The organism is Nocardia sp. NPDC056564 (assembly GCF_042793755.1).
GTDB lineage: Bacteria > Actinomycetota > Actinomycetes > Mycobacteriales > Mycobacteriaceae > Nocardia.
The window spans coordinates 1-24,367 of sequence record NZ_JBHTUR010000025.1; the positions used below are offsets into that span (position 1 = coordinate 1).

21 protein-coding genes are annotated in these 24,367 nt (G+C 70.4%); 12 read left to right on the forward strand and 9 right to left on the reverse strand.

What is annotated here, in order from left to right; translation table 11 throughout:
• Positions 1-89: 89 nt before the first annotated feature.
• Complete coding sequence (locus ACFQ9K_RS39330) at positions 90-926, reverse strand: SDR family oxidoreductase (protein WP_378714910.1); 837 nt, start codon at positions 924-926, stop codon at positions 90-92.
• Positions 923-1,870 carry a patatin-like phospholipase family protein gene (locus ACFQ9K_RS39335; protein WP_378714909.1) on the reverse strand — a complete coding sequence of 316 codons (948 nt, stop codon included), beginning with the start codon at positions 1,868-1,870 and terminating at the stop codon, positions 923-925. The genes ACFQ9K_RS39330 and ACFQ9K_RS39335 overlap by 4 nt, the downstream gene beginning before the upstream one ends.
• Before the next feature lie 68 nt (positions 1,871-1,938).
• On the opposite strand from ACFQ9K_RS39335, the gene ACFQ9K_RS39340 reads away from it, so the two are divergent.
• The gene (locus ACFQ9K_RS39340) at positions 1,939-2,565 is read left to right on the forward strand and encodes a TetR/AcrR family transcriptional regulator (RefSeq protein WP_378714907.1); all 627 of its coding nucleotides are present in this window, start codon (positions 1,939-1,941) and stop codon (positions 2,563-2,565) included.
• Here ACFQ9K_RS39340 and ACFQ9K_RS39345 read toward each other — a convergent pair.
• Complete coding sequence (locus tag ACFQ9K_RS39345; RefSeq protein ID WP_378714905.1) at positions 2,555-3,100, reverse strand: histidine phosphatase family protein; 546 nt, start codon at positions 3,098-3,100, stop codon at positions 2,555-2,557. The genes ACFQ9K_RS39340 and ACFQ9K_RS39345 overlap by 11 nt on opposite strands.
• A 125-nt stretch (positions 3,101-3,225) precedes the next feature.
• Between ACFQ9K_RS39345 and ACFQ9K_RS39350 the strand changes: the two genes are divergently transcribed.
• The 8 genes from ACFQ9K_RS39350 to ACFQ9K_RS39385 all read left to right on the forward strand — a co-directional run bounded on the left by ACFQ9K_RS39350 (position 3,226) and on the right by ACFQ9K_RS39385 (position 13,483).
• Positions 3,226-7,818, forward strand: coding sequence for an ATP-dependent helicase (locus ACFQ9K_RS39350; RefSeq protein WP_378714903.1), 4,593 nt, complete (start codon positions 3,226-3,228; stop codon positions 7,816-7,818).
• Between the two features lie 33 nt (positions 7,819-7,851).
• A complete protein-coding gene (locus tag ACFQ9K_RS39355; RefSeq protein WP_378714901.1) occupies positions 7,852-8,634 on the forward strand; it encodes a DNA-formamidopyrimidine glycosylase family protein in 783 nt (260 codons plus the stop codon).
• Between the two features lie 226 nt (positions 8,635-8,860).
• A complete protein-coding gene (locus ACFQ9K_RS39360) occupies positions 8,861-9,043 on the forward strand; it encodes a hypothetical protein (RefSeq protein ID WP_378714899.1) in 183 nt (60 codons plus the stop codon).
• A 54-nt stretch (positions 9,044-9,097) separates the two neighbouring features.
• Positions 9,098-10,459 (forward strand): hydroxysqualene dehydroxylase HpnE, encoded by a 1,362-nt coding sequence (gene hpnE / locus ACFQ9K_RS39365; RefSeq protein WP_378714897.1) that lies wholly within the window; start codon positions 9,098-9,100, stop codon positions 10,457-10,459.
• A 68-nt stretch (positions 10,460-10,527) separates the two neighbouring features.
• Positions 10,528-11,097, forward strand: coding sequence for a TetR/AcrR family transcriptional regulator (locus ACFQ9K_RS39370; RefSeq protein ID WP_378714928.1), 570 nt, complete (start codon positions 10,528-10,530; stop codon positions 11,095-11,097).
• Between the two features lie 94 nt (positions 11,098-11,191).
• Positions 11,192-11,413: a hypothetical protein gene (locus ACFQ9K_RS39375; RefSeq protein WP_378714895.1), complete on the forward strand. Its 222-nt coding sequence runs from the start codon at positions 11,192-11,194 to the stop codon at positions 11,411-11,413.
• 106 nt (positions 11,414-11,519) lie between these two features.
• Entirely contained in the window at positions 11,520-12,194 is a 675-nt protein-coding gene (locus ACFQ9K_RS39380; RefSeq protein WP_378714893.1) for a winged helix-turn-helix domain-containing protein, read from the forward strand.
• 50 nt (positions 12,195-12,244) lie between these two features.
• Positions 12,245-13,483 (forward strand): sensor histidine kinase, encoded by a 1,239-nt coding sequence (locus ACFQ9K_RS39385; protein ID WP_378714891.1) that lies wholly within the window; start codon positions 12,245-12,247, stop codon positions 13,481-13,483.
• Between the two features lies 1 nt (position 13,484).
• Here ACFQ9K_RS39385 and glpD read toward each other — a convergent pair whose 3' ends face one another.
• Entirely contained in the window at positions 13,485-15,251 is a 1,767-nt protein-coding gene (gene glpD, locus ACFQ9K_RS39390; protein ID WP_378714890.1) for a glycerol-3-phosphate dehydrogenase, read from the reverse strand.
• A 256-nt stretch (positions 15,252-15,507) separates the two neighbouring features.
• On the opposite strand from glpD, the gene glpK reads away from it, so the two are divergent.
• Positions 15,508-17,007, forward strand: coding sequence for a glycerol kinase GlpK (gene glpK / locus ACFQ9K_RS39395; protein WP_378714888.1), 1,500 nt, complete (start codon positions 15,508-15,510; stop codon positions 17,005-17,007).
• Positions 17,008-17,232: 225 nt separating this feature from the next.
• On the opposite strand, the gene ACFQ9K_RS39400 is transcribed toward glpK, so the two are convergent.
• The 3 genes from ACFQ9K_RS39400 to ACFQ9K_RS39410 all read right to left on the reverse strand — a co-directional run bounded on the left by ACFQ9K_RS39400 (position 17,233) and on the right by ACFQ9K_RS39410 (position 20,412).
• Positions 17,233-18,408: a PLP-dependent aminotransferase family protein gene (locus ACFQ9K_RS39400; protein WP_378714886.1), complete on the reverse strand. Its 1,176-nt coding sequence runs from the start codon at positions 18,406-18,408 to the stop codon at positions 17,233-17,235.
• An 89-nt stretch (positions 18,409-18,497) separates the two neighbouring features.
• Entirely contained in the window at positions 18,498-19,541 is a 1,044-nt protein-coding gene (locus tag ACFQ9K_RS39405; protein ID WP_378714884.1) for a hypothetical protein, read from the reverse strand.
• 79 nt (positions 19,542-19,620) lie between these two features.
• Entirely contained in the window at positions 19,621-20,412 is a 792-nt protein-coding gene (locus ACFQ9K_RS39410; protein WP_378984338.1) for a hypothetical protein, read from the reverse strand.
• On the opposite strand from ACFQ9K_RS39410, the gene ACFQ9K_RS39415 reads away from it, so the two are divergent.
• Positions 20,411-20,551, forward strand: a complete 141-nt coding sequence (locus tag ACFQ9K_RS39415; protein ID WP_378984341.1) for a hypothetical protein — start codon at positions 20,411-20,413, stop codon at positions 20,549-20,551. The two genes, ACFQ9K_RS39410 and ACFQ9K_RS39415, sit on opposite strands and share 2 nt — an antisense overlap.
• Before the next feature lie 485 nt (positions 20,552-21,036).
• Here the strand turns inward: ACFQ9K_RS39415 and ACFQ9K_RS39420 are convergent, their stop codons facing one another.
• Positions 21,037-22,440: an NAD(P)H-quinone dehydrogenase gene (locus ACFQ9K_RS39420; RefSeq protein WP_378714880.1), complete on the reverse strand. Its 1,404-nt coding sequence runs from the start codon at positions 22,438-22,440 to the stop codon at positions 21,037-21,039.
• Between the two features lie 160 nt (positions 22,441-22,600).
• Here ACFQ9K_RS39420 and ACFQ9K_RS39425 point away from each other — a divergent pair, with 160 nt between their 5' ends.
• Positions 22,601-23,074 carry a gamma-glutamylcyclotransferase gene (locus ACFQ9K_RS39425; protein ID WP_167460962.1) on the forward strand — a complete coding sequence of 158 codons (474 nt, stop codon included), beginning with the start codon at positions 22,601-22,603 and terminating at the stop codon, positions 23,072-23,074.
• Between the two features lie 65 nt (positions 23,075-23,139).
• Here ACFQ9K_RS39425 and ACFQ9K_RS39430 read toward each other — a convergent pair whose 3' ends face one another.
• The gene (locus tag ACFQ9K_RS39430) at positions 23,140-24,312 is read right to left on the reverse strand and encodes a M20 family metallopeptidase (RefSeq protein ID WP_378714926.1); all 1,173 of its coding nucleotides are present in this window, start codon (positions 24,310-24,312) and stop codon (positions 23,140-23,142) included.
• Positions 24,313-24,367 lie beyond the last annotated feature (55 nt).

Here is a 24,367-nt window from a genome sequence, read left to right on the forward strand (position 1 = left end):
GGGCGCGGGGGGGGCCGCCCCCCCCCCCCCGGCCCACCCCCGCGCCAAACGGGCCCCGGCAGTACACCGCGGGGCCCACTTCCCGTTGTTCAGCTGATCGAACGGACCTGCTCCTCGTATTCGGCGCGGGTCTTCTCGTCGGCGGGGTGCAGGGCGCGGTCGCCGTCGATGAGGCGACGGACCAGGCGCATGGCGCGTTCCGGCGTGGCGGCCACGGCCACGTCGATCGAGCCGAGGTAGCCAGGGACGGCCACCTCGCCCTTGCGGGTGGCGACCGTGCGCAGGATGGCGGCGGCGACGTCCTCGGGGTCGACGGTCGGCATACCGTGGCCGAGCGTCAGGCCGGAGGACAGGCGGGTGCGCACGGCCGAGGGCATGACGCAGCTGACGCTGACCCCCTGCGGGGCGAACTCCAAACGAGTTGCGGCGGAAAGGCCTACGGCGGCGAACTTGCTCGCGTTGTAGACGGCGAGACCGGCGATCGGGATCTTGCCCGCCAGCGAGGCGACGTTCACGATGTGGCCGCGGCCCCGCTCGATCATGCCGGGCGCGACCGCGCGCATGCCGTGGATGAGACCCCAGACGTTGATGTCGATCGTGGCCTGCCCCACCACATCCGGTTCGTCCAGGAACGAACCCGCCGGCATGACACCGGCATTGTTGACCAGGACGTCGACGTGGCCGAGATCGGCGATCACCTTGTCCCACTGGCCGCGCGAGCGCACGTCGAGCTCGTAGGACCGCGCTCCGAGCGCGGCGGCGGCGGTCTCGGCGGCGCCCGTGTCGACGTCGGCGATCACCACCTCGGATCCCTTGGCCGCGAACAGCTCCGCGGTGGATTGCCCGATGCCGCGCCCGGCGCCGGTGATCAGGACGCGCGCGCCCTGCAGGTCGAGGCCGGGGTATCCGTGACCGAGAATTCTCATGCGAAGGCTCCTTGTTCGAGCGCACGGCGAGTGCTGCGCAGACTGTGCTGGAAGGTGTCGAGGCGGCGGCGGCCGTCCATGAAGTTGGGGCCCATCACCGCGAGATCCGCGGCGGTGGCGTCGAGGCGCAGGACCCTGGTGCCGGTCGCGCGCAACCGGACGATCTCGGCATCGAGCGCGGCGCTCATGCGGTGACGCAGCTGCCGTTCGAGAAAGTGGCCGGGACTGGTGGCGGGCAGCTTCCCGGTCGAGGCCATCGGCGCGAGCACCACGACCTCGTCCAGCCGCTCCGGAATCAGCAGGTCCACCGAGGCGGTCGAGCCGGCGCCACCGTCGATGAAGCGGCGGCCGGCGATGGGTACCGGCGGGAACCAGCCGGGTACCGCCCACGACGCGCGCAGGGCCGCACCGAGCGGCGCGGGCGGCGCGTCGGGCGATCCGAACGCAATCCGTTCTCCCGTCGCGTAATCCATGCTCACCAGCCAGGTGGCCGGATGCGAGACCCAGGACCGGCCGGGGTTGAGCCGCTCGGCCAGCCGCTCCAGCCAGCCCGCGTCACCCCTACCGACCGGAAGCAGCCCGCTGCCCGCGGTGAGCAGAGCCTGCCCGGAGTCGGTGCGGCGCAACGGAAGCCGCACCGAGCCGAGCCGCGGGCGCGGGACCGGCGGAACGCGTCCCGGGCCGGACCGCAGGTGGGCCAACAGGATCGGGTTCGTGGACGTGCCGTCCTGCATCGCGATCAGCTCGTCCACCGAGACGCCGCTGCCGAGCATGGTCACGTACTCCGCGCCCGCCGACGTCCCGATCAGCACGTCGGCCTCGCGGGGATCCCAGTCGAGCGCGTCCCGGACCGCGGCCAGCGCCGCGACGATCCACGCCGCACCGAGCGTGCCACCGCAACCGATGGCCAGGCCGCGCCGCTGCGTCCCGTTGTTGTTACCCATGGTTCCAAACACTAACAGAATTCAAATACCAGCGGTATCCCAAATCCGACGGTACGTAGAATCGGGGCATGGCACGACTGACCCGGTCCGAGAGCCAGGCTCGCACCCGCGCTGACCTGATCGCCACGGCACGCGACCTCTTCCTGGCCGACGGCTACGCGAGCACCAGCCTGGAGCGGGTGGCCGAGGAGGCCGGCTACTCCAAGGGCGCCGTGTACTCGAACTTCCGCACCAAGAAGGAGCTCGGCCTCGAGGTGATCGAACTCATCCACGCGACCAAGTTCGGCGAGGTGACCGATCTGCTCGCGGCGGGCGACAGCTTCGAGGAACAGCTCGCGCGATTTCAGGAATGGGCCGAGCGGACGGTCGGCGACGTCGGCTGGACCATGCTCGAATTCGAGTTCGCGACCGTCTCCCGCGACGATCCGGCCTTGCAGGCGGCGCTGGTGTCGAGCCTGAGCGTGGTGCGCGGCGCGGTGGCAGCGCAGGTGCAGACGCTGGCCGACACCATCGGCATCGAGCTGCCGGTGCCGCCGGAGGACGCCGCGACGGGCATCCTCAGCATGGGCATCGGCCTCGGCATGCAGCGCGCCATCGACCCGTCCATCCCGGCCCGGCTGATCACCGACGCGGTTCGGTTGCTGGTCACCCTCGGCGCCGGACCGCTCGCGGCGAAGCGCACGGTCACGCCGTGAAGTGCAGGGTCCATTCGCCGCGGTAGTGCAGGCGGGTGACGCTGCCCGGCGGAATGTCGATCCGCCAGAACGATTTCGGCGGCGCGTCCAGGGTCACCAGCAGCGCCGCGCGGATGACGGCGGGATGGGTGACCGCGACGGTCGACTTCCCCTCCGACGCGATCTCGGCCATCCAGTACCTGGTCCGCTCGATCACGTCCACCACGGATTCGCCGCCGTGGCCGCGGAACATCGGGTCGGTGAGCCAGGCGTAGAGCTCGTCCTGCGGCACCGACATCAGCGCCCCGCCGCGCCACGCGCCCGCGTCGAGGTCGCGTAGCCGGGTGTCCTCGTCACCGGGCAGGCCGAGCAGCGCCGCCGTCTCGACGGTCCGGCGCTCGGGCCCGGTGAGCACCCGGGGCGCGGCGAGCGGCGAGCGTCCGGAAATAGCGCGGCGGCCGGCTTCGGTCAGCGATTCGTCGACTGGAAAACGTGCCTTCCGCATCGCCTCGGTCATGCCATGGCTGACCAGGTCGAGTCTGAGCACCTTTTGCACGCCACGAAGCGTACGACTATGCGCATAAGTCTCGCCCGCCTCTCCGCGGATTCGGGCCGGATTGAGCTGCGCCGGTCGCCGGCGACGCCGATCAGGTTGTCGGTGCCTCGGTGCACACTGATGCCATGGCTCAGTTCTCCCCCGCTACCCAGGAGTGGTTCGACGGCGCCTTCCCGGCGCCGACGTCGGCCCAGCTGGGCGCGTGGGCGGCGATCGCCGCGGGCGAGCACACGCTGGTGATCGCGCCGACCGGGTCCGGCAAGACGTTGTCGGCGTTCCTGTGGGCGATCGATCAGCTGGCCACCCGGCAGAAATCGCCGGAGCGGGCCGGAACGTCGGTGTTGTACGTCTCACCACTGAAGGCGCTCGCGGTGGACGTGGAGCGCAATCTGCGGGCCCCGCTGGTGGGTGTGACGCAAACGGCCAAGCGGCTCGGGCTGGATCCGCCGGAGATCACCGTCGGGGTGCGGTCCGGGGATACCAGCGCGTCCGAGCGCCGGACGATGCAGCGCACGCCGCCGGACATCCTGATCACCACGCCCGAGTCGCTGTTCCTCATGCTCACCTCCGCCGCGAAGGAGACGCTGCGGGACGTGCGCACGGTGATCGTGGACGAGGTGCACGCGATCGCCGGATCGAAGCGCGGCTCGCATCTGGCGCTGTCGCTGGCCCGGCTCGATCAATTGACCACCGCGCCCCGCGACGAGTCGATGGGTGGTGGCCCGGCGGCGGGCGAGCCGGCGCGGCCCCCGCAACGAATCGGCCTGTCCGCCACGGTGCGGCCGCCGGACGAGGTCGGCCGGTTCCTGGTCGGCAACGCGCCGATCACCATCGTCTCGCCGCCCGCGCCGAAGACCTTCGACCTGTCCGTCCGGGTGCCGGTGGCGGACATGACCGAACCCGGCGACTCCGATCAACCCGGCTCGATCTGGCCGCACGTGGACGAGGCCATCGTGGATCTGGTGCTGGAGCACCGGTCCTCGATCGTGTTCGCGAACTCGCGCAGGCTGGCCGAACGGCTCACCGCGCGACTCAACGAGACCTACGCGGCCCGCCTCGGCGAGGCGGTGGAGACCGAGCACAAGCCGCCGGCCCAGCTCGGTGCGGCGACCGAGGTGATCCACGGCGCGAGCCCGCTGCTGGCCAGGGCGCACCACGGATCGGTGAGCAAGGAGCAGCGCGCCTACATCGAGGACGACCTGAAGAGCGGGCGGCTGCGCTGCGTGGTGGCGACCAGCAGCCTCGAGCTCGGGATCGACATGGGCGCGGTCGATCTGGTGGTGCAGGTGGAGGCGCCGCCGTCGGTGGCGAGCGGATTGCAGCGGGTCGGCCGGGCCGGGCATCAGGTCGGCGAGATCTCGCGCGGGGTGCTGTTCCCGAAGCACCGCACCGATGTCATCCACTGCGCGGTGGCCGCGCAGCGGATGACCGCCGGGCAGATCGAGTCGATCCAGATTCCGGCGCACCCGCTGGATGTCCTGGCGCAGCAGACCGTGGCGGCGTGCGCGCTCGAGCCGATCGATGTGGACGCCTGGTTCGACCTGGTGCGCGGCACCGGAAGCTACGCGGCGCTGCCGCGTTCGGCGTACGAGTCGGTGCTGGACCTGCTGGCCGGCCGGTATCCGTCGGACGAGTTCGCCGAGCTGCGACCGCGATTGGTGTGGGATCGGGACGCGGGCACGCTCACCGGGCGGCCCGGCGCGCAGCGTCTCGCGGTGACCTCGGGCGGCGCGATCCCGGACCGTGGGTTGTTCGCGGTCTACATGGTCGGCGAAAAGGCCTCCCGGGTCGGCGAACTCGACGAGGAGATGGTCTACGAGTCGCGGGTCGGCGACGTGTTCGCGCTCGGCGCGACCAGCTGGCGGATCGAGGACATCACCTTCGACCGGGTGCTGGTGACGCCCGCGTTCGGGCAACCGGGCCGGCTGCCCTTCTGGCACGGCGACGGGCTGGGCCGTCCCGCCGAACTCGGCGGCGCGCTCGGTGAATTCGTGCGCAAGGCAGGCCAGCACCCGGAGAATCTGGAAAAGCTCACCGCCGCGGCCGGATTGGACGCGTTCGCCACCGCGAACCTCGGCAGCCTGCTGGCCGAACAACACACCGCGACCGGCCATCTGCCCACCGACAAAACGCTGGTGGTCGAGCGATTCCGGGACGAGCTCGGCGACTGGCGGCTGGTGCTGCACTCGCCGTACGGGCTGCCCGTGCACGCGCCGTGGGCGCTGGCCATCGGCGCGCGGCTGCGCGAACGGTTCGGCGTCGACGTCGCGCCGAACGCCTCCGACGACGGCATCGTGGTGCGGCTGCCGGACACCACCGACGACCCGCCCGGCGCCGAGCTGTTCGTCTTCGAACCCGACGAGATCGACGACATCGTCACCGAACAGGTCGGCGGCTCCGCGCTTTTCGCGTCCCGCTTCCGCGAGTGCGCCGCGCGCGCCCTGCTGCTGCCGCGGCGCGATCCCGGCAAGCGCGCCCCGCTGTGGCAGCAGCGGCAGCGGTCGGCGCAGCTGCTCGACGTGGCGCGGAAGTTCCCCGCCTTCCCGATCCTGCTGGAGACGGTGCGCGAATGCCTGCGCGACGTCTACGACCTGCCGTCGCTGCGCGACCTGCTCGGCAGGGTGGCGCGCCGCCAGCTTCGCCTCGTCGAGGTGGAGACCGCGACGCCGTCGCCGTTCGCCAATTCGCTGCTGTTCGACTACATCGGGCAGTTCATGTACGACGGGGACAGCCCGCTGGCCGAGCGCCGCGCGGCCGCGCTATCGCTCGACTCGGGGCTGCTCGCCGAGCTGCTCGGGCGGGTGGAACTGCGCGAGCTGCTGGACGGCTCGGTCATCGAGCAGACCGAGCTGGAGCTGCAGCGGCTCACCCCGGAACGCCATGCCCGCGATGCCGAGGGCCTGGCCGATCTGCTGCGACTGCTCGGACCGCTGACCGCCGCCGAGGCCGCCGCGCGCTGTGTGGAGGATCCGACCGACTGGTGTGCCGAGCTGGTGAGATCGCGCCGCGCACTGGAGGTTACGTTCGCCGGCCAGAGCTGGTGGGTGGCCGTGGAGGACGCGTCCAGGCTGCGCGACGCGCTCGGCGTCCCGCTGCCGATCGGCACGCCCGCGGCCTTCATCGAGCCCGTCGCCGATCCGCTCGGCGATCTGGTCGGCCGGTTCGCCCGCACGCACGGCCCGTTCGATACCGCGGCGGTGGCCGCCCGCTTCGGCCTCGGCACCGCCGTGGTCGCCACCGCACTGCACCGGCTGAACGCCGAAAAGCGCATCGTGGAGGGCGAATTCACACCGGGCGCGGCGGGTTCGGAATGGTGCGACGCGCAGGTGCTGCGCCGGTTGCGCCGCCGCTCGCTCGCCGCCGCGCGGCACGAGGTCGAGCCGGTCTCGACGGCCACCTTCGGCCGGTTCCTGCCGGCCTGGCAGCACATCGGCACCGGTGAACTGCGCGGGGTCGACGGCGTCGCCACCGTCGTGGAACAGCTTGCGGGCGTACCGATTCCGGCCTCGGCGTGGGAGTCGCTGATCCTGCCCGCCCGGGTCAGGGACTACTCCCCCGCCATGCTGGACGAACTGATGGCCACCGGCGAGGTCCTGTGGTCCGGCCACGGGTCGATCACCACCAAGGACGGCTGGGTCGCGCTCCATCTCACCGACCAGGCCCCGTTCACGCTGACGCCACCCGATGACATCGAACTGTCCGCGGTGCAGCTGGATCTGCTCACCGCGCTCGGCGCCTCCCTCGCCCGCCCCGGCGCCGCGGAGACCCCGATACCGGTGCCGCACGGCGGTGGCGCGTACTTCTTCCGGCAGCTCTCCGATGCGACCGGCTTGCTGGACGACACCGCGGTGGCGGCGGCGCTGTGGGAATTGGTCTGGGCCGGAATGGTTTCCGGTGACACGTTCGCGCCGGTGCGGGCCATGCTCACGGGTACCGCCCGCACCACCACCGCCCACCGGACGCCGCGCCGGGCACCGCGCGGGCGGGCGTATCTGCCGCGCCCGAGCATGCCGAGCCGGTCCGGCCCGCCCGCGGTAGCCGGTCGCTGGTCGCTGCTGCCGGAGCGAGTAGCGGACAACACCGTCCGGGCGCACGCGACGGCGGACACGCTGCTGGAACGCTACGGCGTGCTGACCAGGGGGTCGGTGCAGAACGAGGGCGTGCCCGGCGGTTTCGCGCTGATGTACCGCGTGCTCACCGAGTTCGAGGACCGAGGACGTTGCCGCCGTGGCTATTTCATCGATTCGCTCGGCGGCGCCCAGTTCTCCACCACCGACGTGGTGGATCGGCTGCGGTCGTTCGACGGCGAACGTAGCCGGCCCGGCGACACCAGGCCGCAGACCGGGCAGGCGCTCGCGTTGGCGGCGTGCGATCCGGCGAATCCGTACGGCGCCGGCCTGGCCTGGCCGAAAGGTGACGGTGACGGCGGACATCGACCCGGCCGGAAGGCCGGGGCGCTGGTCGTTCTCGTCGACGGCGAGCTGGTGCTCTACCTCGAACGCGGCGGCAAGACCCTGCTCACCTTCACCGAGGACCCCGACGCCCGCCAAGCCGCCGCCCGCGCGTTGGCCGACCTGGTGCACCATCGCCGCGTGGACTCGCTCGTCATCGACCGCGTCGACGGGGAAACCGTGCACGGCAACACCTTCGCGGGCTTCCTGACCGAGGCGGGCTTCTCCGCGACGCCCCGCGGACTGCGCCTGCGGAGCCGCCCATGAACCGCGCCCGTTCGACCGCGCCAGGGACACGCCATGCCCGAGGGTGACACCGTCTACCTGGCCGCCGCCCGACTCCGCGCGGCATTGGCCGGTAAGACGTTGACCGCCAGCGACTTCCGCGTGCCGCGCTACGCGACCGTCGACCTGCGCGATCAGGTCGTGGAGAGCATCGGCAGCTACGGCAAGCACCTGTTCATCCGGACGCCGACGGTCACCATCCACAGCCACCTGAAAATGGAGGGCACCTGGCGGATCTTCCACTGCGGCCAGCGCTGGACCAAGCCGAGGGTGACCGCCAGGGTGGTGCTGCGCACGGACGAGGTGGAGGCCGTGGGGTTCTCGCTCGGCAAGGTGGAGGTCCTGCGCCTCGCCGACGAGCACACCGTCATCGACCATCTCGGCCCGGACCTGCTCGGCCCGGACTGGGATGTGGCCGAGGCGGTTCGGCGCCTGGAGCGATATCCGGAGCAGTCGATCGGCGGCGCGCTGCTGGATCAACGGAACCTGGCCGGCGTCGGCAATGTCTTTCGCAGTGAGATCTGCTTCCTGCGCCGCATCCATCCGGCCACCCCGGTCGGTCAGGTGCCCGATCTGCTCGCGCTGGTGAACGAGGCCCACCGGGTGCTGACCGAATCGGTGCGCAAACCCCCACGGCGCGAACTGGTCTACGGCCGCGCCCGCCGCCCCTGCCAGCGCTGCGGCACCACCATCGTGACGCAGCTGTTCGGCGAACCCGCGCCCGCCTCGGACCGGATCGCCTACCGCGAGCGCGGCATCTACTTCTGCCCCCGGTGCCAGCCGGCTCCCGGCAACTGAACGTCGGACCACTTCGCGCCGACGGCCGAATCCCGCGAGAAAGTCCGTCGCGCGACCAAGCCATTTGGTTCGCCGCACCGAATCAATTGTGCAATCGGACCAACCGCTCGGCGTGCCCACCGGCTATTACCCGCCCACCACTGTAATTTGCCACTCAGTTGCTAATGATCGGTGCGCTCGGCACGACTACATCCGTGGCAGTCACGACACAGCACAGGAGCAGGCCATGACGACGGTATCGAGATCGGGCAGACGACCGCTCCTCGCGATCGCCAACCGCCTCTTCTTCGCGGCGCTGGCCACCATGGCCACCGTGCTGTTCAGTTATCTGCTGCTACATCCGAATTCGAGCACCCAGACGCCGAAGCCGCCGCACCCGGCGATCTCCTCGGAGTCGCCGCGCCCTTGACGAACCACCCCCTCGGCCTTAACTTACAACATGTAAGTTAGCGAGGAGTGCGGCATGGACGATCCCCGGCGGTACGTGGTCATCGGCGGCGGATTGGCCGGCCTCGCGGCCGCGGTCTGGCTGGCCGAAGCGGGCAAGCGGGTCACCCTGCTGGAACGTCGCGGCCGGCTCGGCGGACGCACCCACGCCATGCGGGTCGACGTGGTCGACGACCCGCCGGACAACGGGCAGCACGTGATCGCCAGCGGCTACGACCACCTGTTCCGCTACCTCACCAGCATCGGCACCCGCCGATACGTCGCCTTCCCGCACCATGCCACGCTGCGCTGGCCCGACGGCCGCAGCGTCACTATGAGCACCAAGGGGCTCGGCGCGCTGCGCACACTGTCCGGCGCGCATCCCGACGCCAACCCGATCGAACGCGTCCGCGCCGCCGTTGCCACCCTCCGGCTCGGCTGGCAATGTCTGCATCAACCGGCCGACCTGCCCGGCCTGACCACCGAGCAGTGGTTCAACCGCGTCGGCATGCCCGCGAAAGCCCGTGAGGCACTGTGGGATTGGCTCGCGCTCGGCGTCGCCGCCGAGCCGGTGCAGCAGGAGTCGGCGAAGGTGCTCGCCGACGTGATGGCCACCGGCATCCGCCTCGGCATCAAACACCGGCGACCAGCCACCATCGGCTATCCGACCACCGACCTGGACACGCTCTACGTCACCGGCGCGCTGAAGGTCTTCGCGCGGCACGGGGTCGAGGTGCGGCATCGCGCTGTCGCCCGGCGAATCCACATCGCCGACGGCCGGGTCACCGAGGTGGCGCTGGCCGACGGCACCACCGTCGCGGCGGACGCGGTGGTGTGCGCCGTGCCCAACTCCAATATCAACGGCCTGCTCGACGACCTGCCCGAGCATCCCGAAATCTACGCTGCCGCAGACAAACTCGGCTACACCCCGATCGTCAGCACCAACCTGTACCTGGACCGCCCGCTCGGCACCACGGCCGAATTCGAGGCGCTGATCGGCGGCACCGGCGTGATCGACGAGGTCTTCGATCGTCAGCGCATGACCGGTCGCAAGACCGACCAGGCCTGGCTCTACTGCCTGACCACCAGCGGCGCCTACGCCCAGATCCGCAAGACCAACGAGGAGATCCTCGCCGAGCAGATCGCCCTGCTCCGCCGCTACTACCCGGCCGCCGCGACGGCGAAAGTGATTCAGGGACACGTGGTTCGGATGCCGAAGGCGACCTTCTCCCAGGTGGTCGGCACGCACGCGCTGCGCCCCGGCCAGCGCACCTCGGTGCCGACGCTGGTACTGGCCGGCGATTGGACCGCCACCGACTGGTCCGCGACCATGGAAAGCGCGGCACAGAGTGCGGCCAAAGCGGTCGACCTGCTGCTTGCGCTACCGTCGGTGCGGTGAGCACGGATCGCGCCACGTCCCCATACGTTGCCCAGCCCTCGACCGGTAGGCCGACGCCGAGGCGCCGGATGTCGGCGGCGGACCGGCGGGCCCAACTACTCGACGTCGCGCGCGACATCGTGGCCGCGGACGGCTTCGGCGCGGTCAGCATCGACCGGGTCGCGCGTGAGTCCCAGGTCGCCCGTGCGCTGGTGTATCAGCAGTTCACCGACCTGTCCGGGCTGATCACCGCGCTGCTCGACCGGGAGTCGGCGATCGCGCTGGCCGGGATCGGCAGCGTCGACTGGTCCGAGGCGGTCGAGGTGGATCAGGTCGGCCGCGGCATCCTGGCCTATCTGCATGCCGCGCCGACCAGTTGGCGGATCATCCTCAGCCCGCCCGACGGCGGCCCACCCGATCTGCGGGACCGGCTCGAGCTCGGCCGGTCCTACGCGCGAGCGATCGGCGCGCGGCATCTGTCCCGCTACGCGGGCGTCACCGTCGACCCGGACGGCCCGACCGAGCGGATCCTGCTCGCCGCGATGGAGGAGCTGGCCAGGCTGCACCTCACCGATCCGGAGCAGTACCCGGACGAGCTGGTGCTGCGCTATCTGCGCTCGCTGGTCGGCTGGGCGATGCGACTGGAAGCACCGCACTGAGCTGCGGCATCGCCCTGCCTCACGAAAATCTCACGGACAGTTCGGTTTTCTACTCACCAGGCGCGGATCCCGCGCCAGGGAGAGAGGAAACACCATGAAGATCAGCACCCTGCTCGCGGCCGTCGCGCTCTCGGCAGGCCTCGTCGCCGGAGGGTCGGCGGTGGCCAACGCGGAGACGATCTACGTCGGTACCTACGGTACCGAGGCGGCCTGCCGGGCGGACGGCGCGAACGCGCCCGCGCACCCGGACTGGAAGTGGTGGGAGTGCCAGCAGACGCCGACCGGTGAGTGGGATCTGTACTACTCCACCAACTGATCGCGGCGGTGCCGGACCACAATCCGGCCCTGTGCCGATCCGTCATCCCGACGGTCGCCCGGGATGACGGATCGGTCCCGTCTGAAATGACCTATTCTCTGATCTCGTGCGTGTGCTGGTGGTCGAGGACGATGAAGGTCTTGGCAATGAGGTCGTCGCCGGGCTGCGCTCGGCAGGCTTCGCCGTCGATCTGGCGCACCGGCTCGCCGACGCCGACCTGAAAATCGCCGTCAACACCTACGACGTGCTCGTCGTCGACCGCGGCCTGCCCGACGGCGACGGCCTGCACCTGGTCGCCGCGCAACGCGCCGCGGGCCAGCGGGTGCCGGTGCTGATGCTCACCGCACGCGACGGGTTGGCCGACCGGATCGCGGGATTCGAGCACGGCGCCGACGACTATCTGGTCAAACCGTTCGCCCTGCCCGAGCTCGCCGCCAGGGTGCGCGCGCTGAGCCGCCGGCGCGAACATCCCGCGCCGGCCCGCCTGGTCCTCGGCGATATCGATATCGACCTGCCGCGCCGCCGCGTGCAGCGCGCGGGCATCCTGCGCTCGCTGACCCCCAAGGAATTCGCCGTGCTCGAACTGCTCGCCACCCGCGCGGGCAGCGTGGTCTCGCGCACCGAGCTCATCGAGTGCTGCTGGGACGAGATGGCCGAGCCCGCCTCGAACGTGGTGGACGCGGTGATCGCGCAGCTGCGGCGCAAACTCGGGCCGCCGCAGGTGATCGAGACCGTGCGCGGCACCGGCTTCATGATCGGAAGTGCACCATCCGCCCGCTGATCCCCGGGACCGCCACGGCCCCCGGCCGCTTCGCGAACCCCCAGCCCGCGGTGGCCAGGCTGCGCCGCACCCGCTGGCTGCTGACCGCCCTCATCACCGTCATCACCGCCACCTGCCTGGTCATCCTCGGCGTCCTCGCGGCGACCATCGACGCCCGCTCGCGCCACAACGCGGTCGACAACGGCCTGGACCGGGTGGTGACCGGGCTGTGGCGCAGCGTCGACTTCGACCCCGACGCCCAGGCCATCGACCTCGCCTCGGTCGAACGCGACGACCTGGCCAACGGCGAGACCGCGGTCATGATCGTCACCAACGACGACAACGGGCACTGGCGCGAGATCTACGGGCACCTGCGTTCCTGGCTGCCGCCGAGCAATGGCGCGGAGGCCATGGCCGACGACGCCGTGCGGGCCGGCGGGATCGTCTTCCAGGACAGCTACGACAGCGCGGGCCGCCCGGTGCGGCTGGCCGCCGCGCCGATCTTCTGGGACGACACGACAACCCGGGCGGTCGTCATCGCGGGGACGAATCCCGGCCGGGTGGACCGTGATCGGGCGCTGCTGCTGTGGGCGCTGGTCGTCGGCGGTCTCACCCTGGTGGTGCTGTCCGCCCTTGCCGCGCATGCGCTGTCGGGGCGCAGCATGCGCCAGGCGCTGCTGCTCGTCGAGGAGCAGGAACGGTTCCTCGGCGATGCCGCGCACGAATTGCGCACGCCGCTGACCACTTTGGGCTTGGTCACCGCCCCGCGCAGGCGCAACCCGCACGAGGTGGAGCGGGCGCTGGCCGACGCGGGCGAGCTGGGGACGCGGATGGAGCGGATCGTGGCGGGCCTGCTCGCGCGGGCCAGGATGCAGGCGGGGGTGACGACGATGGAGCGGGTGCAGTTGCTGCTCGATCAGCTCACCGAGTCGGTCGCCGAGGAGTTCAAGGCGAATGTCGTTGTGCACAGCAGTCCCACGGTGGTCGTCGGCGACCCGAACCTGCTGAGCCTGGCGGTGCGCAACCTGATCGAGAACGCGATCACGCACGGCGCGATCAATCCCGGTGCGCCGGTGGAGGTGCACGTCGCGGAGGGGCGGGTCACCGTGCGCGATCACGGCGCGGGACTGAACCCGCAGCTGTCGAGCAATCCGTTCGCGCGCGGGGTCACCGGCGGGCGCGGCAGCGGCATCGGGCTGGCGCTGGTGGCGTGGATCGCCGAATTGCACGGCGGCACCGCGACCATGGAACCGGCGCCGGGCGGCGGCACCCTCGCGACCATCGCGCTGCCACCGCCCGGGCTCGCCTGAGTTACCGGTTCGCCTGCCGCACTTCCTTGTTCGGCACGCCGTCGGCGGGCACCGGCTCCAGAATCTCCGGGCGCGGTTCCGGGGCCGCGATGCGCAGCGCGTCGGCGGAGTCGTCGTCGGGCTGGGTCTGCGAACGGATCTCCGCCTCGACCCGCGCGCGGTACGTCGTTACCTCACGCTCGATGTCGGCGGCGTCCCAGCCGAGGATCGGCGCGACCAGCTCGGCCACCTCCGCGGCGCAGTCCGCGCCGCGGTCCGGGAACTCGATGGAGATGCGGGTACGGCGGGCCAGGATGTCGTCCAGGTGCAGCGCGCCCTCGGCCGCGGCCGCGTACACCGCCTCCACCTTCAGGTACGCCGGGGCCGCGGTAATGGGTTGCAGCAGTTCGGGTTTGCCGTCTGCCATGGCCATCACCTCGTCGATGAGCGCGCCGTAGCGGTCCAGCAGGTGCTTGATCCGGTACGGGTGCACGCCGTATTCCTCGGCCAGCTGCACCGTCTGATTGACCAGCGCGAAATAGCCGTCGGCGCCGAGCAGCGGCACCTTCTGGGTGATCGACGGCGAGACGCGCGCCGGAATGTCCTGCGCCGCCTCGTCCACGGCGTCGTAGGCCATCACCCGGTAGGTGGTGTACTTGCCACCCGCGATGCTGACCAGACCCGGCGCGACACGCGCGACGGCGTGTTCGCGGGACAGCTTGGAGGTCTCGTCGCTCTCCCCCGCCAGCAGCGGGCGCAGGCCCGCGTAGACGCCGTCGATGTCGTCGTGGGTGAGCGGGGTGACCAGCACCTCGTTGACGCGTTCGAGCAGATAGTCGATGTCGGCCTTGGTCGCCGCGGGGTGGGCGAGGTCGAGGTTCCAGTCGGTGTCGGTGGTGCCGATGATCCAGTGCGTGCCCCACGGGATGACGAACAGCACCGAGGTCGGGGTGCGCAGGATGATCGCGGCGTCGCTGACGATGCGGTCGCGCGGCACCACGATGTGCACGCCCTTCGAGGCCCGGACGTGGAAATGGCCGCGCTGGTGGGCCAGCGCCTGCACCTCGTCGGTCCACACGCCGGTCGAGTTGATCACCACGTGCGCGCGGATGTCGGCGGTGCGGCCGTCCTCGCTGTCGCGCACCTGCACGCCGACCACCCGGTCCGCCTCCCGCAGGAAGCCGACCACCTGGGTGGAGGTGCGGATCACCGCGCCGTAGTGCGCCGCGGTGCGGGCGACGGTCATGGTGTGACGGGCGTCGTCGACCACCGTGTCGTAGTAGCTGATGCCGCCGATCAGCGCGCTGCGCTTCAGGCCGGGGGCCAGGCGCAGCGCCCCCATCCGGGACAGATGCCGTTGGCCGGGAACGGATTTGGCGCCGCCCATGGTGTCGTAGAGCATCAGCCCGGCCGCGACATACGGACGCTCCCACGCGCGGTGGGTGAGCGGGTAGAGGAAGCGCAGCGGCTTCACCAGGTGCGGCGCCAGCGCGGACATCGCGAGCTCGCGCTCCTTGAGCGCCTCGCGGACCAGGCCGAACTCCAGCTGCTCCAGGTAGCGCAGGCCGCCGTGGAACATCTTCGACGACCGGCTCGACGTGCCGGAGGCGAGGTCACGGGCCTCGACCAGGGCTACCTTCAGCCCACGGGTGGCCGCGTCCAGCGCGATGCCCGCGCCGACCACCCCACCGCCGATCACGACCACATCGAAGTGGTCCTTGCCGAACCGCTCCCAGGCCGTCCTGCGCTGCTCCGGACCGAGGAACTGGGATTCCGGTTTCTTGGTCATGCTCGAACTCCTCCAGCCGCGGGTCGACGACGTAGTGGTCTTAATCGGGCATTCGATCGAGCTGCTCTGGCTACAGGCTATGCCAGTGGCCGCGGATCTCTTCGACCACGGCCTCGCTCGTGTCGTGCGGCACTACTCGTCGGTAACTGATATCGACCCTAATCGAGCGGCCCGCGGACGGCGATGTGATCCGCGACCCGGACCCGCGAACGCCGCAATCGGGCCCAGCGGGCTCTGCGTTTAGTAGCCTGCACCAATGCGTCGCTATGTGGCCGCCATCGACCAGGGCACGACCTCGAGTCGGTGCATCGTCTTCGATCGGCAGGGGCGCGTCGTCGGCGTGGCCCAGCGGGAACACGAACAGATCTTCCCGAGACGGGGCTGGGTCGAGCACGACGCCGAAACCATCTGGAAGAACACCGAATTCGTGCTCGGTGAGGTGCTGAAGCAGAATCAGCTCAGCAGCGACGACATCGCGGCGGTCGGCGTCACCAATCAGCGCGAGACCACCGTGGTGTGGGATCGCGCCAGCGGCAAGCCGATTCACCACGCCATCGTCTGGCAGGACACCCGCACCGACCGGCTGACCACCGAACTCGGCGGCGACATCGGGCCTACCCGCTATCAGGAGCGCACCGGCCTGCCGCTGTCCACCTACTTCGCCGGGCCCAAGCTGCGCTGGATCCTGGACAACGTCGAGGGCGCACGCAAGCGGGCCGAGGCGGGCGAGCTGTGTTTCGGCACCATGGACAGCTGGGTGCTGTGGAACCTGACCGGCGAGCACATCACCGACGTCACCAACGCCTCGCGCACCATGCTGATGGATCTGAATACCCGGCAGTGGGATTCGGAGATCTGCGCGGAATTCGGCGTGCCGGAGTCGCTGCTGCCCGAGATCCGTAGCTCCTCCGAGGTGTACGCGGAGATCACCTCCGGCCCGCTGCAGGGCATTCCGGTGGCGGGCATCCTCGGCGACCAGCAGGCGGCCACCTTCGGTCAGGCCTGCCTGTCCCCCGGCGAGGCCAAGAACACCTACGGCACCGGCAATTTCATGTTGCTCAACACCGGGACCACGCCCGTGGTCAGCAAGCACGGGCTGCTCACCACCGTGTGCTATCAGCTCGGCGACGAGCCTGCCGTGTACGCGCTGGAAGGGTCCATCGCGGTGACCGGCTCACTGGTGCAATGGTTCCGGGACAACCTGGGCATCATCTCCTCGGCCGACGAGATCGAACCGCTGGCCCGCAGCGTGGAGGACAACGGCGGCGCCTACTTCGTGCCCGCGTTCTCCGGGCTGTTCGCGCCGCGCTGGCGGCCGGACGCGCGCGGCGTCATCGCCGGGCTCACCCGGTTCGTGAACAAGGCCCATCTGGCGCGAGCCATCCTGGAGTCCACCGCTTTTCAGACCCGCGAGGTGGTCGACGCGATGCGCGCCGACGCCGAATCCGAACACCTCGATCTCGAGCTGACCACCCTGAAGGTGGACGGCGGCATGGTCGGCAACGACCTGCTCATGCAGTTCCAGTCCGACATCCTCGACGTGCCCGTCGTGCGCCCGGTGGTCAACGAAACCACCGCGCTCGGCGCCGCCTACGCCGCAGGCCTGGCCGTCGACTACTGGTCCGGCACCGACGACATCCGGGAGAACTGGGCCGCCGACAAGACCTGGGAGCCAACGATGTCCGCCGAGGACCGCGACGAACACCTGAGGTCTTGGAACAAGGCCGTCGAGCGCACCTACGACTGGGCCGACTGACCCTGTACCCGCACTCGCCGCCGGCGCTTTGGCCCGTGCCGGCCAGCGGGTGAGTCGTGCTCGATTCCCGGTGCGACGGAACAGGTCTATGTGGACGCCGGCAATGGGGTGGTGCTCGGCTGCGTCCGTTCCGGCGGGGGATACCAGTGGGGTGATCACGAACTGCCTCCAGCCGGGCGTCAACGACGGCTGATCCGTCCGCCCGCGAGGCTCCGAGCCGACCGACTACCCGGCCGCGCGGGCCAGGCGGTCGACGGCCTCGGCCAGGGTGTCGGCGTCGGAGGTGGTGAAGCACATGCGCATCGAGTCGCGGTAGCCGCCGTCGACGGCGAAGGCGGAGCCGGGGACGTAGGCGACGCCGGCCTCGAGGGCGCGGGGCAACAGCGCCTGGGTGTCGGTGCCGTCGGTGAAGTCGGCCCAGACGAACATGCCGCCGGTCGCGTCGGTGCACCGGATGCGCTCGCCGAAACGGGTGCGCACCGCGTGCACCAGGGCTTTCGCGCGGGTGCCGTAGACGGTGCGGACGTTGTCGACGTGCGCGGTCAGCCAGGCCTCGTCGGCGAGCAGATCGGCGGCGATCTGCTGGGTCAGCGCCGAACCACAAAGGTCCGCACCCTGTTTCAGCAATTCGACCGCGCGGCACACCGGGTCCGGGGCGACCATCCAGCCGACGCGCAGCGCGGGCGCGAGGATCTTCGAGGCGCTCGACAGGCGAATCACGTTGCGGGAGTAGGTCGCCACCGGCGCGGGCGCGGGATTGTCGAACCACAGCTCACCGTACGGGTCGTCCTCGATCACCCAGAAGCCGTGCGCGTCAGCGAGTTCCGCGAGCTGAGCGCGCCGCTGCGGGCTCATGGTCACGCCGCCGGGATTATGGAAGTTGCTCACCGTGTGCACCACGGCCGGGCGTTCGCCGCGCGCCAGCAGCTCCGCGAGCGCATCGGTGCGCATGCCCTCGGCATCGAGCGGCACCGCGACGATCCGCGCGCCGGCGGCCCGAAAGACCTGCAGCGCACCGACATACGCCGGATCCTCGACAACGACCAGCGCACCGGGGTCGAGCAGCACCTCGGCCAGCAGCGACAGCGCCTGCTGCGAGCCGTGCGTCACGAAGACCTCGTCGAGGTCGACCGTCCGGCCCAGCCGAGCCGATTCGCGTTCGGTGAGCACCGCGCGCAGCGGCCGCCAGCCCGGCGACTCGGTGTATTGCAGGCAGCCCGCACCGCTCAGCGCGGCGTCCGCCGCGACGGCGATCCGCTCGCGCGGCATCAGCTCCGCATCGGGCAACCCGCCGGCCAGGCCGATGATCTCCGCGCGCGTGGTGAGCTTCAGCAGGTCACGGATCGCCGAGCTCTGCAGACCGCCGAGCTTGGCCGCGAGCGGTGGGATGGTCGGCGACATGGAAACCTCCGAACGGACGCCAGGGGACGCGAGAATTCACTGTCCCACAGCACTACCAAGATATGAAATTACTTTCTCACTATCTGAGACTACTCACCGCGCTTGTCGATCGAGTACAGCAGGTTCTTACCGTCCCGCACCACCGTGGTGATGGTCTGCGGATAGAGCTGTTCGGTCCCGTCGGGCCGGAATTCCCGCAGGTCCACCGCGTAGGTGCCGGTGGCGAGTTCGGAGATCTTCAAGCAGTGCGTCGTGCCCTTCGGCACCTGCTCATCGATGCCCTTCTGGATGACGTCCGCGGGTGACACATTCAGCGTGTCGTCGGCGACGAACTTCCGCGCGTTCGCCCCGCTGCGCAGCACGTAGAAGGCGTACTGGAAACCGAGAATCGCGCCGGGCCCGGAGTTGGTGTCGCCGTTGCCGTTGCCGACGGTCACCTTGCCGTCCTTGCTGATGCTGGTCGGGCAACTCGGCCCGGCACTCGTGCTCGCGACGGGCGGGGCCGGGGTGTCGTTGCCGCCGCCCTTGGACACCACGATGACGGTCACCGTGAGCCCGACCAGGATGACGACCGCGAGGAGACCGGCGAGCACATTGCGCCCGGTGTGCGATCCGGACTTCCGCGCCGGGGGCTGCGGGGCCGGCGGCGTGGCCGGGGTCAGCATCTTGGCGATCGGATCATCCGACCAGGACAGGCTCGGCGAGGTCAGCGGCGGCGGCTTCGGCACGCTGCCGGTATCGGTCGGGCGGGTCCACCACGAGTCCTGGTCGGCGTCGGCGGCCTGCTCCCGATCGACCGGCGGCACCCGCGGCGGAACCGGTGGGGTGGGCCGCGGTTCGGGGAACGACGTCGAGTCCGGCGCCCGGTACTGCGGGGCAGGCGGCGGGGTCGGGCCGGCGTCGGCGGCGGGGCGCCAGACCAGTTCGGGATGGTCACCCGTCTGCTCCGTCGTCTGCCAGCGCGGACCGGTATCCCCCATGGGCGGGCCGAATTCCGCGACCGGCGGACCGAATTCCGAAACGGGAGGTCCGAATTCTGAGACAGGCGGGCCGAATTCACCCACCGGGGGGCCGAAATCCGACGCGGACTGGTCGTCGGATTCCTTCTCCCTCGGATCACCCTCGGAGGTCACACCCAATCCTTTCCCCAAGACACGCGTATGGGGCGGTCGCGAACGACCGCCCCACCCGTCGAATCAGCCCCAGTCAGTCTCAGTACTGGAGTGAACCACCCCACTGGGTGGTGACACCACCCACATCGACCGTTTGCGGAGCGAGATCGCCCGGCTGCAGCGGAAGTTTAACCTGCGCGGCCGCTTCGAGCGCCGCGGCACCGCCCGGCTGTTCCTTGATCCAGTCCTCGACCGCCGCCTTGGCCAGGTTGGCCTGGGTGGTGTCGAAAACGGAGATCGTCTTGTTGTCGGCCAGGCCGACGCCACCGGTGTAGGTGGTCACCTTGACGGTGTTGGCGTCGACGTACTCGACCGACACACCGGCCTCACCGGCACCGGCCGGGGTGCGGTAGCCGATGGTGCCGACGTAGCCGGACTCGTTGTTGAAGTGGTGCGTGTTGGCCACGTAGCCCGGCAGCACCGCGCCGCCGTCGACGTTCGCGCCGATCTCCTGGTGCGGACCGGTCATCTCGACTACCGGCGCCGGCGGAGCGGCCTGCAGCTGCGGGGACTGCCAGCGCGGCTGCTGCTGCGGCTGGATCAGCGTCTCCGGCTGCTGGGCCTGATTGTTCTGCTCGCCCGGCGCGGTCTGGGTGCCCGGGGTGCTCGGCGTGGTCTGGGTACCCGGCGTGCCGGGGGTGGTCTGGGTGCCCGGCTGGGCCGGCGTGGCCGCACCCGGCTGACCGGGCTTCTGCTCACCCGGCTGATCCGGCACGACCGCAGGCTGCGGCTGATTCGACTGACCCGGCACCGGCAGCGGCGCGACGCGCGGGGTGGTGACCCCCGGCTGGGTCGGCTGGGCCAGCTTCGGATCCTTGTTCGGATTCGGCATGACCGGATCCGGCGTGTTCACGCCCGGCTGTCCCGGCGTGGTGACACCGGGCTGGCTCGGCGGCTGCTGCGGATTGGTCGGACCCGGCGTCGCGGTGCCCGGACTCGGTGGCGCCTCCGGGTTCACGACTCCCGGCTGAGCCGGCGAAGGACTCGGCGGTGCGGTAGTGGGTGGAATGCTCGGATCACCAGGAGCGGCCCCCGCCGGCGCTGCCAAGAGAGAGGCCACAGCGGCCGCGGCGGCCAGTGGCAACGAGGTGCTCGCCATCGCTCGCTGCGCCCGACTCGGCTTACGATGTTTCACTTTTCGTATTCCCTTTCCCGGGTGTGACCTGGAGTTCAGCCACACTCAGTTGTCTCTGACGAGACGCCCGGTCGCCGAACGACGCGAAGGTCGTTCGACGTGTCGATTGGGAAAAGAACCATCCCCCCGAACACCGAACCACGCGACCGCCCGCCGATCGCATCTCTGCGGGAAGTGAACCATATGTAGACCTGATGAGCAATGTGAATCAAAACTTCAGGCTGCACGAACGGCGCTGAACCGCAAGACCATTCAACCCACCCCGGCAGACCGCCGCCGCTGACGCGCGGAAATCGGTCCCCAGTTGCCTCGGCAAGGGCATCAGTCCAGGTCGTCGTGCCGCATCAGCTGGCGAGCCGCCTCGGTCACCGAACCGGTCAGCGACGGGTACACCGAGAACGTCTGGGCCAGGTCGTTGACGGTCAGGTTGTTCTGCACCGCGAGCGCGATCGGCAGGATCAGCTCGGACGCGATCGGCGCCACCACCACGCCGCCGATGACCACGCCGGTGGCCGGGCGGCAGAAGATCTTCACGAAGCCCCGGCGCAGGCCGGACATCTTGGCCCGCGGGTTGGTGTTCAGCGGCAGCATCACCGTGCGCGCCGGGGTCTCGCCGTTGTCGATGGCGGTCTGGCTGACGCCGACCGTGGCGATCTCCGGGCGGGTGAACACCGCGGACGCCACCGTCTTCAGCCGGATCGGGCTGACGCCCTCGCCGAGCGCGTGGTACATCGCGATCCGGCCCTGCATCGCGGCCACCGAGGCCAGCGGCAGCAGGCCGGTGCAGTCGCCGGCCGCGTAGATGCCGGGCACCGAGGTGCGCGAAACCCGGTCGACCCGCAGGTATCCGCCGCGGTCGAGTTCGATGCCGACCCGATCCAGGCCGAGGCCGTCGGTGTTGGGGGTGGAGCCGACGGTCATCAGCGCGTGCGTGCCCGCGACGGTCCGGCCGTCGGACAGCTTGACCACCACGCCCTCGGCGGTGCGCTCCACCGCGTCGGCGCGCGCGTGCTTCACCAGCTCGACGCCGCGTTCGGCGAGCGCGTCCTCCAGCACCAGGGCCGCGTCGGCGTCCTCGCCGGGCAGCACCCGGTCGCGGCTGGAGACCAGGCGCACCCGCACGCCCATTTCGGTGTACGCGGAGACGAACTCGGCGCCGGTGACGCCGGAACCGACGACCACCAGGGTCTCCGGCAGTTCTTCCAAGTCGTAGAGCTGGCGCCAGTTGAGGATCCGCTCACCGTCGGGCTCGGCGCCCGGCAACACGCGCGGGCTCGCCCCAGTGGCGATCAACACAACCTCGGCCTCGATGGTCGCCTCGGTGCCGTCGGCCAGCTTGGCCAGGATCTGATGCGCGGCCAGTCCGGTGGAGGCGTCGGTCAGCTCCGCGCGACCGGCCAGCACGGTGACGCCGACGGTCTGCAACTTGGACCGGATGTCGGAGGACTGGGCCAGCGCCAGCGCCTTGACCCGGCCGTTCACCTCGGCCAGCTGCACGGTCGCCTGGTTCGGGTCGAGGGTGATGCCGAGATCGCGGGCGCGGCGCAGGTCGGTGCGCACGCCGGTGGAGGCGATGAACGTCTTCGAGGGGACGCAGTCCCAGAGCACACAAGCCCCGCCGATGCCGTCGCTATCGATCAGCGTCACCGACGCACCGTGCTGGGCCGCCACCAGCGCCGCCTCGTAACCGGCCGGTCCGCCACCGATGATCGCTATGCGGGTCATGGATACCTCCGCTTCTGGTTGCGCACCGGGATCTCCGGTACCTGTCAACGTTATCGGGCGAGCCTGGTCACACCGTCGCCGCGCCCGGAACGCGCCACGGGAATACCGCATCTGGCCGGGATAGAGTCGATCCCTCGATGTTATTGGCTACCCTTCTCTGGTGCCGATCTACGCCGCCTACGGGTCCAACATGGACTCAACCCAGATGCTCGAGCGCTGTCCGCACTCGCCCATGTCCGGAACGGGCTGGTTGGAGGGCTGGCGGCTCACCTTCGCTGGTGACGACATCGGCTGGGAGGGACCGCTGGCGACGGTGGTCGAGGAGCCCGGCTCCCGGGTTTTCGTCGTCCTCTACGACGTGTCGCCGGAAGACGAACAGCGGCTGGACCGCTGGGAGGGTTCGGACTTCGGGATCCACAAGAAGATCCGGCTGCGCGTCACCCGCAGCGAGAGCGGCGCCGAGCCGACGCTGTCCTGGTTGTACGTGCTCGACGCGTACGAGGGCGGCCTGCCCTCGGCCCGCTACATCGGCGTCATCGCGGACGCGGCCGAAAAGGCCGGTGCGCCTGAGGATTACGTACATTCCCTGCGCACGCGCAACAGCCGCAACGTGGGTCCCGGCAACTTCGGCTGACCGACGAACGACGTGGCCGACCCGAACGGGCCGACCACGTCGTAGTTCTCGAAGCTCAGCGCGCGCTACGCGTTGAGCACGATGTTCGTCAGCACCCGCACGCCCACCGCGAGCGCCCGCTCGTCCAGGTCGAAGGTCGGCTGGTGCAGGTCGAGCTGCTCGCCGTGCCCGGACCAGACACCGAGGCGCGCCATCGCGCCGGGCACCTCCTCCAGGTACCACGAGAAGTCCTCGCCGCCACCGGATTGCATGGTGTCGGCCAGCGCGTCCGGACCGATCTTGCGGATCGCGTCCTCGAACATCCGGGTGGACTGCTCGTCGTTGACCACCGGCGGGACGCCGCGGCGGTAGTTCAGCTGGTACCGCACGCCGGTCGGCGCGAGCAGGCCGTCGACGATCTCGCGGACCATCGGCTCCAGCAGCGACCAGGTCGCGTGATCGCCGGTGCGGACGGTGCCGGTGAGCATGCCGGTCTGTGGAATCGCGTTGGGCGCCTTGCCTGCACTGACCGCGCCCCACACCATGACCGTGCTGGTGCGCGGATCGATGCGGCGGCTGAGCAGACCCGGCAGGCCGGTGATCACGGTGCCGATCGCGTAGACCAGGTCGCTGGTCAGGTGCGGGCGCGAGGTGTGCCCGCCCGGCGAATCCAGCACCAGCTCGACCGTGTCGGCGGCCGAGGTGATCGCGCCGACCCGGATGCCGACCCGGCCCACCTCCAGTCGCGGGTCGCAGTGCAGCGCGAAGATCCGCTCCACACCCTCCATCGCGCCGGTGGCGACCACGTCGATCGCGCCGCCCGGCATGACCTCCTCGGCGGGCTGGAACACCAGCCGCACGCCGACCGGCAGTTCCGGCACCTCGGCCAGCGCGAGCGCCGTGCCGAGCAGGATCGTGGTGTGCGCGTCGTGGCCGCAGGCGTGCGAGACGCCGGGCACGGTGGAGGCGAAGCTCAGGCCGGTGAACTCCTGCAACGGCAGCGCGTCCATGTCGGCGCGCAGGCCGATGCGCGGGCCCTCCGGCCCGATGTCGCAGATCAGGCCGGTGCCGCCGGGCAGCGGCTGCGGCGTCAGGCCGGCCTTGATCAGCCAGGACGAGACGAATTCGGTGGTGGCGAACTCGGTGCGGGAGAGTTCCGGGTTGGCGTGGATGTGCCGGCGAAACTGCACGAGGTCTAACGCGTGCTCGGCCAGCCAGCCCTCTACTGATCCCAAACCTGTTCCTACGGTGCTCGGCATTACGATGTCCGCCGGGTCTTCGACCAGGGCGCAGGCCCCGGCCTCGATTCCCGTC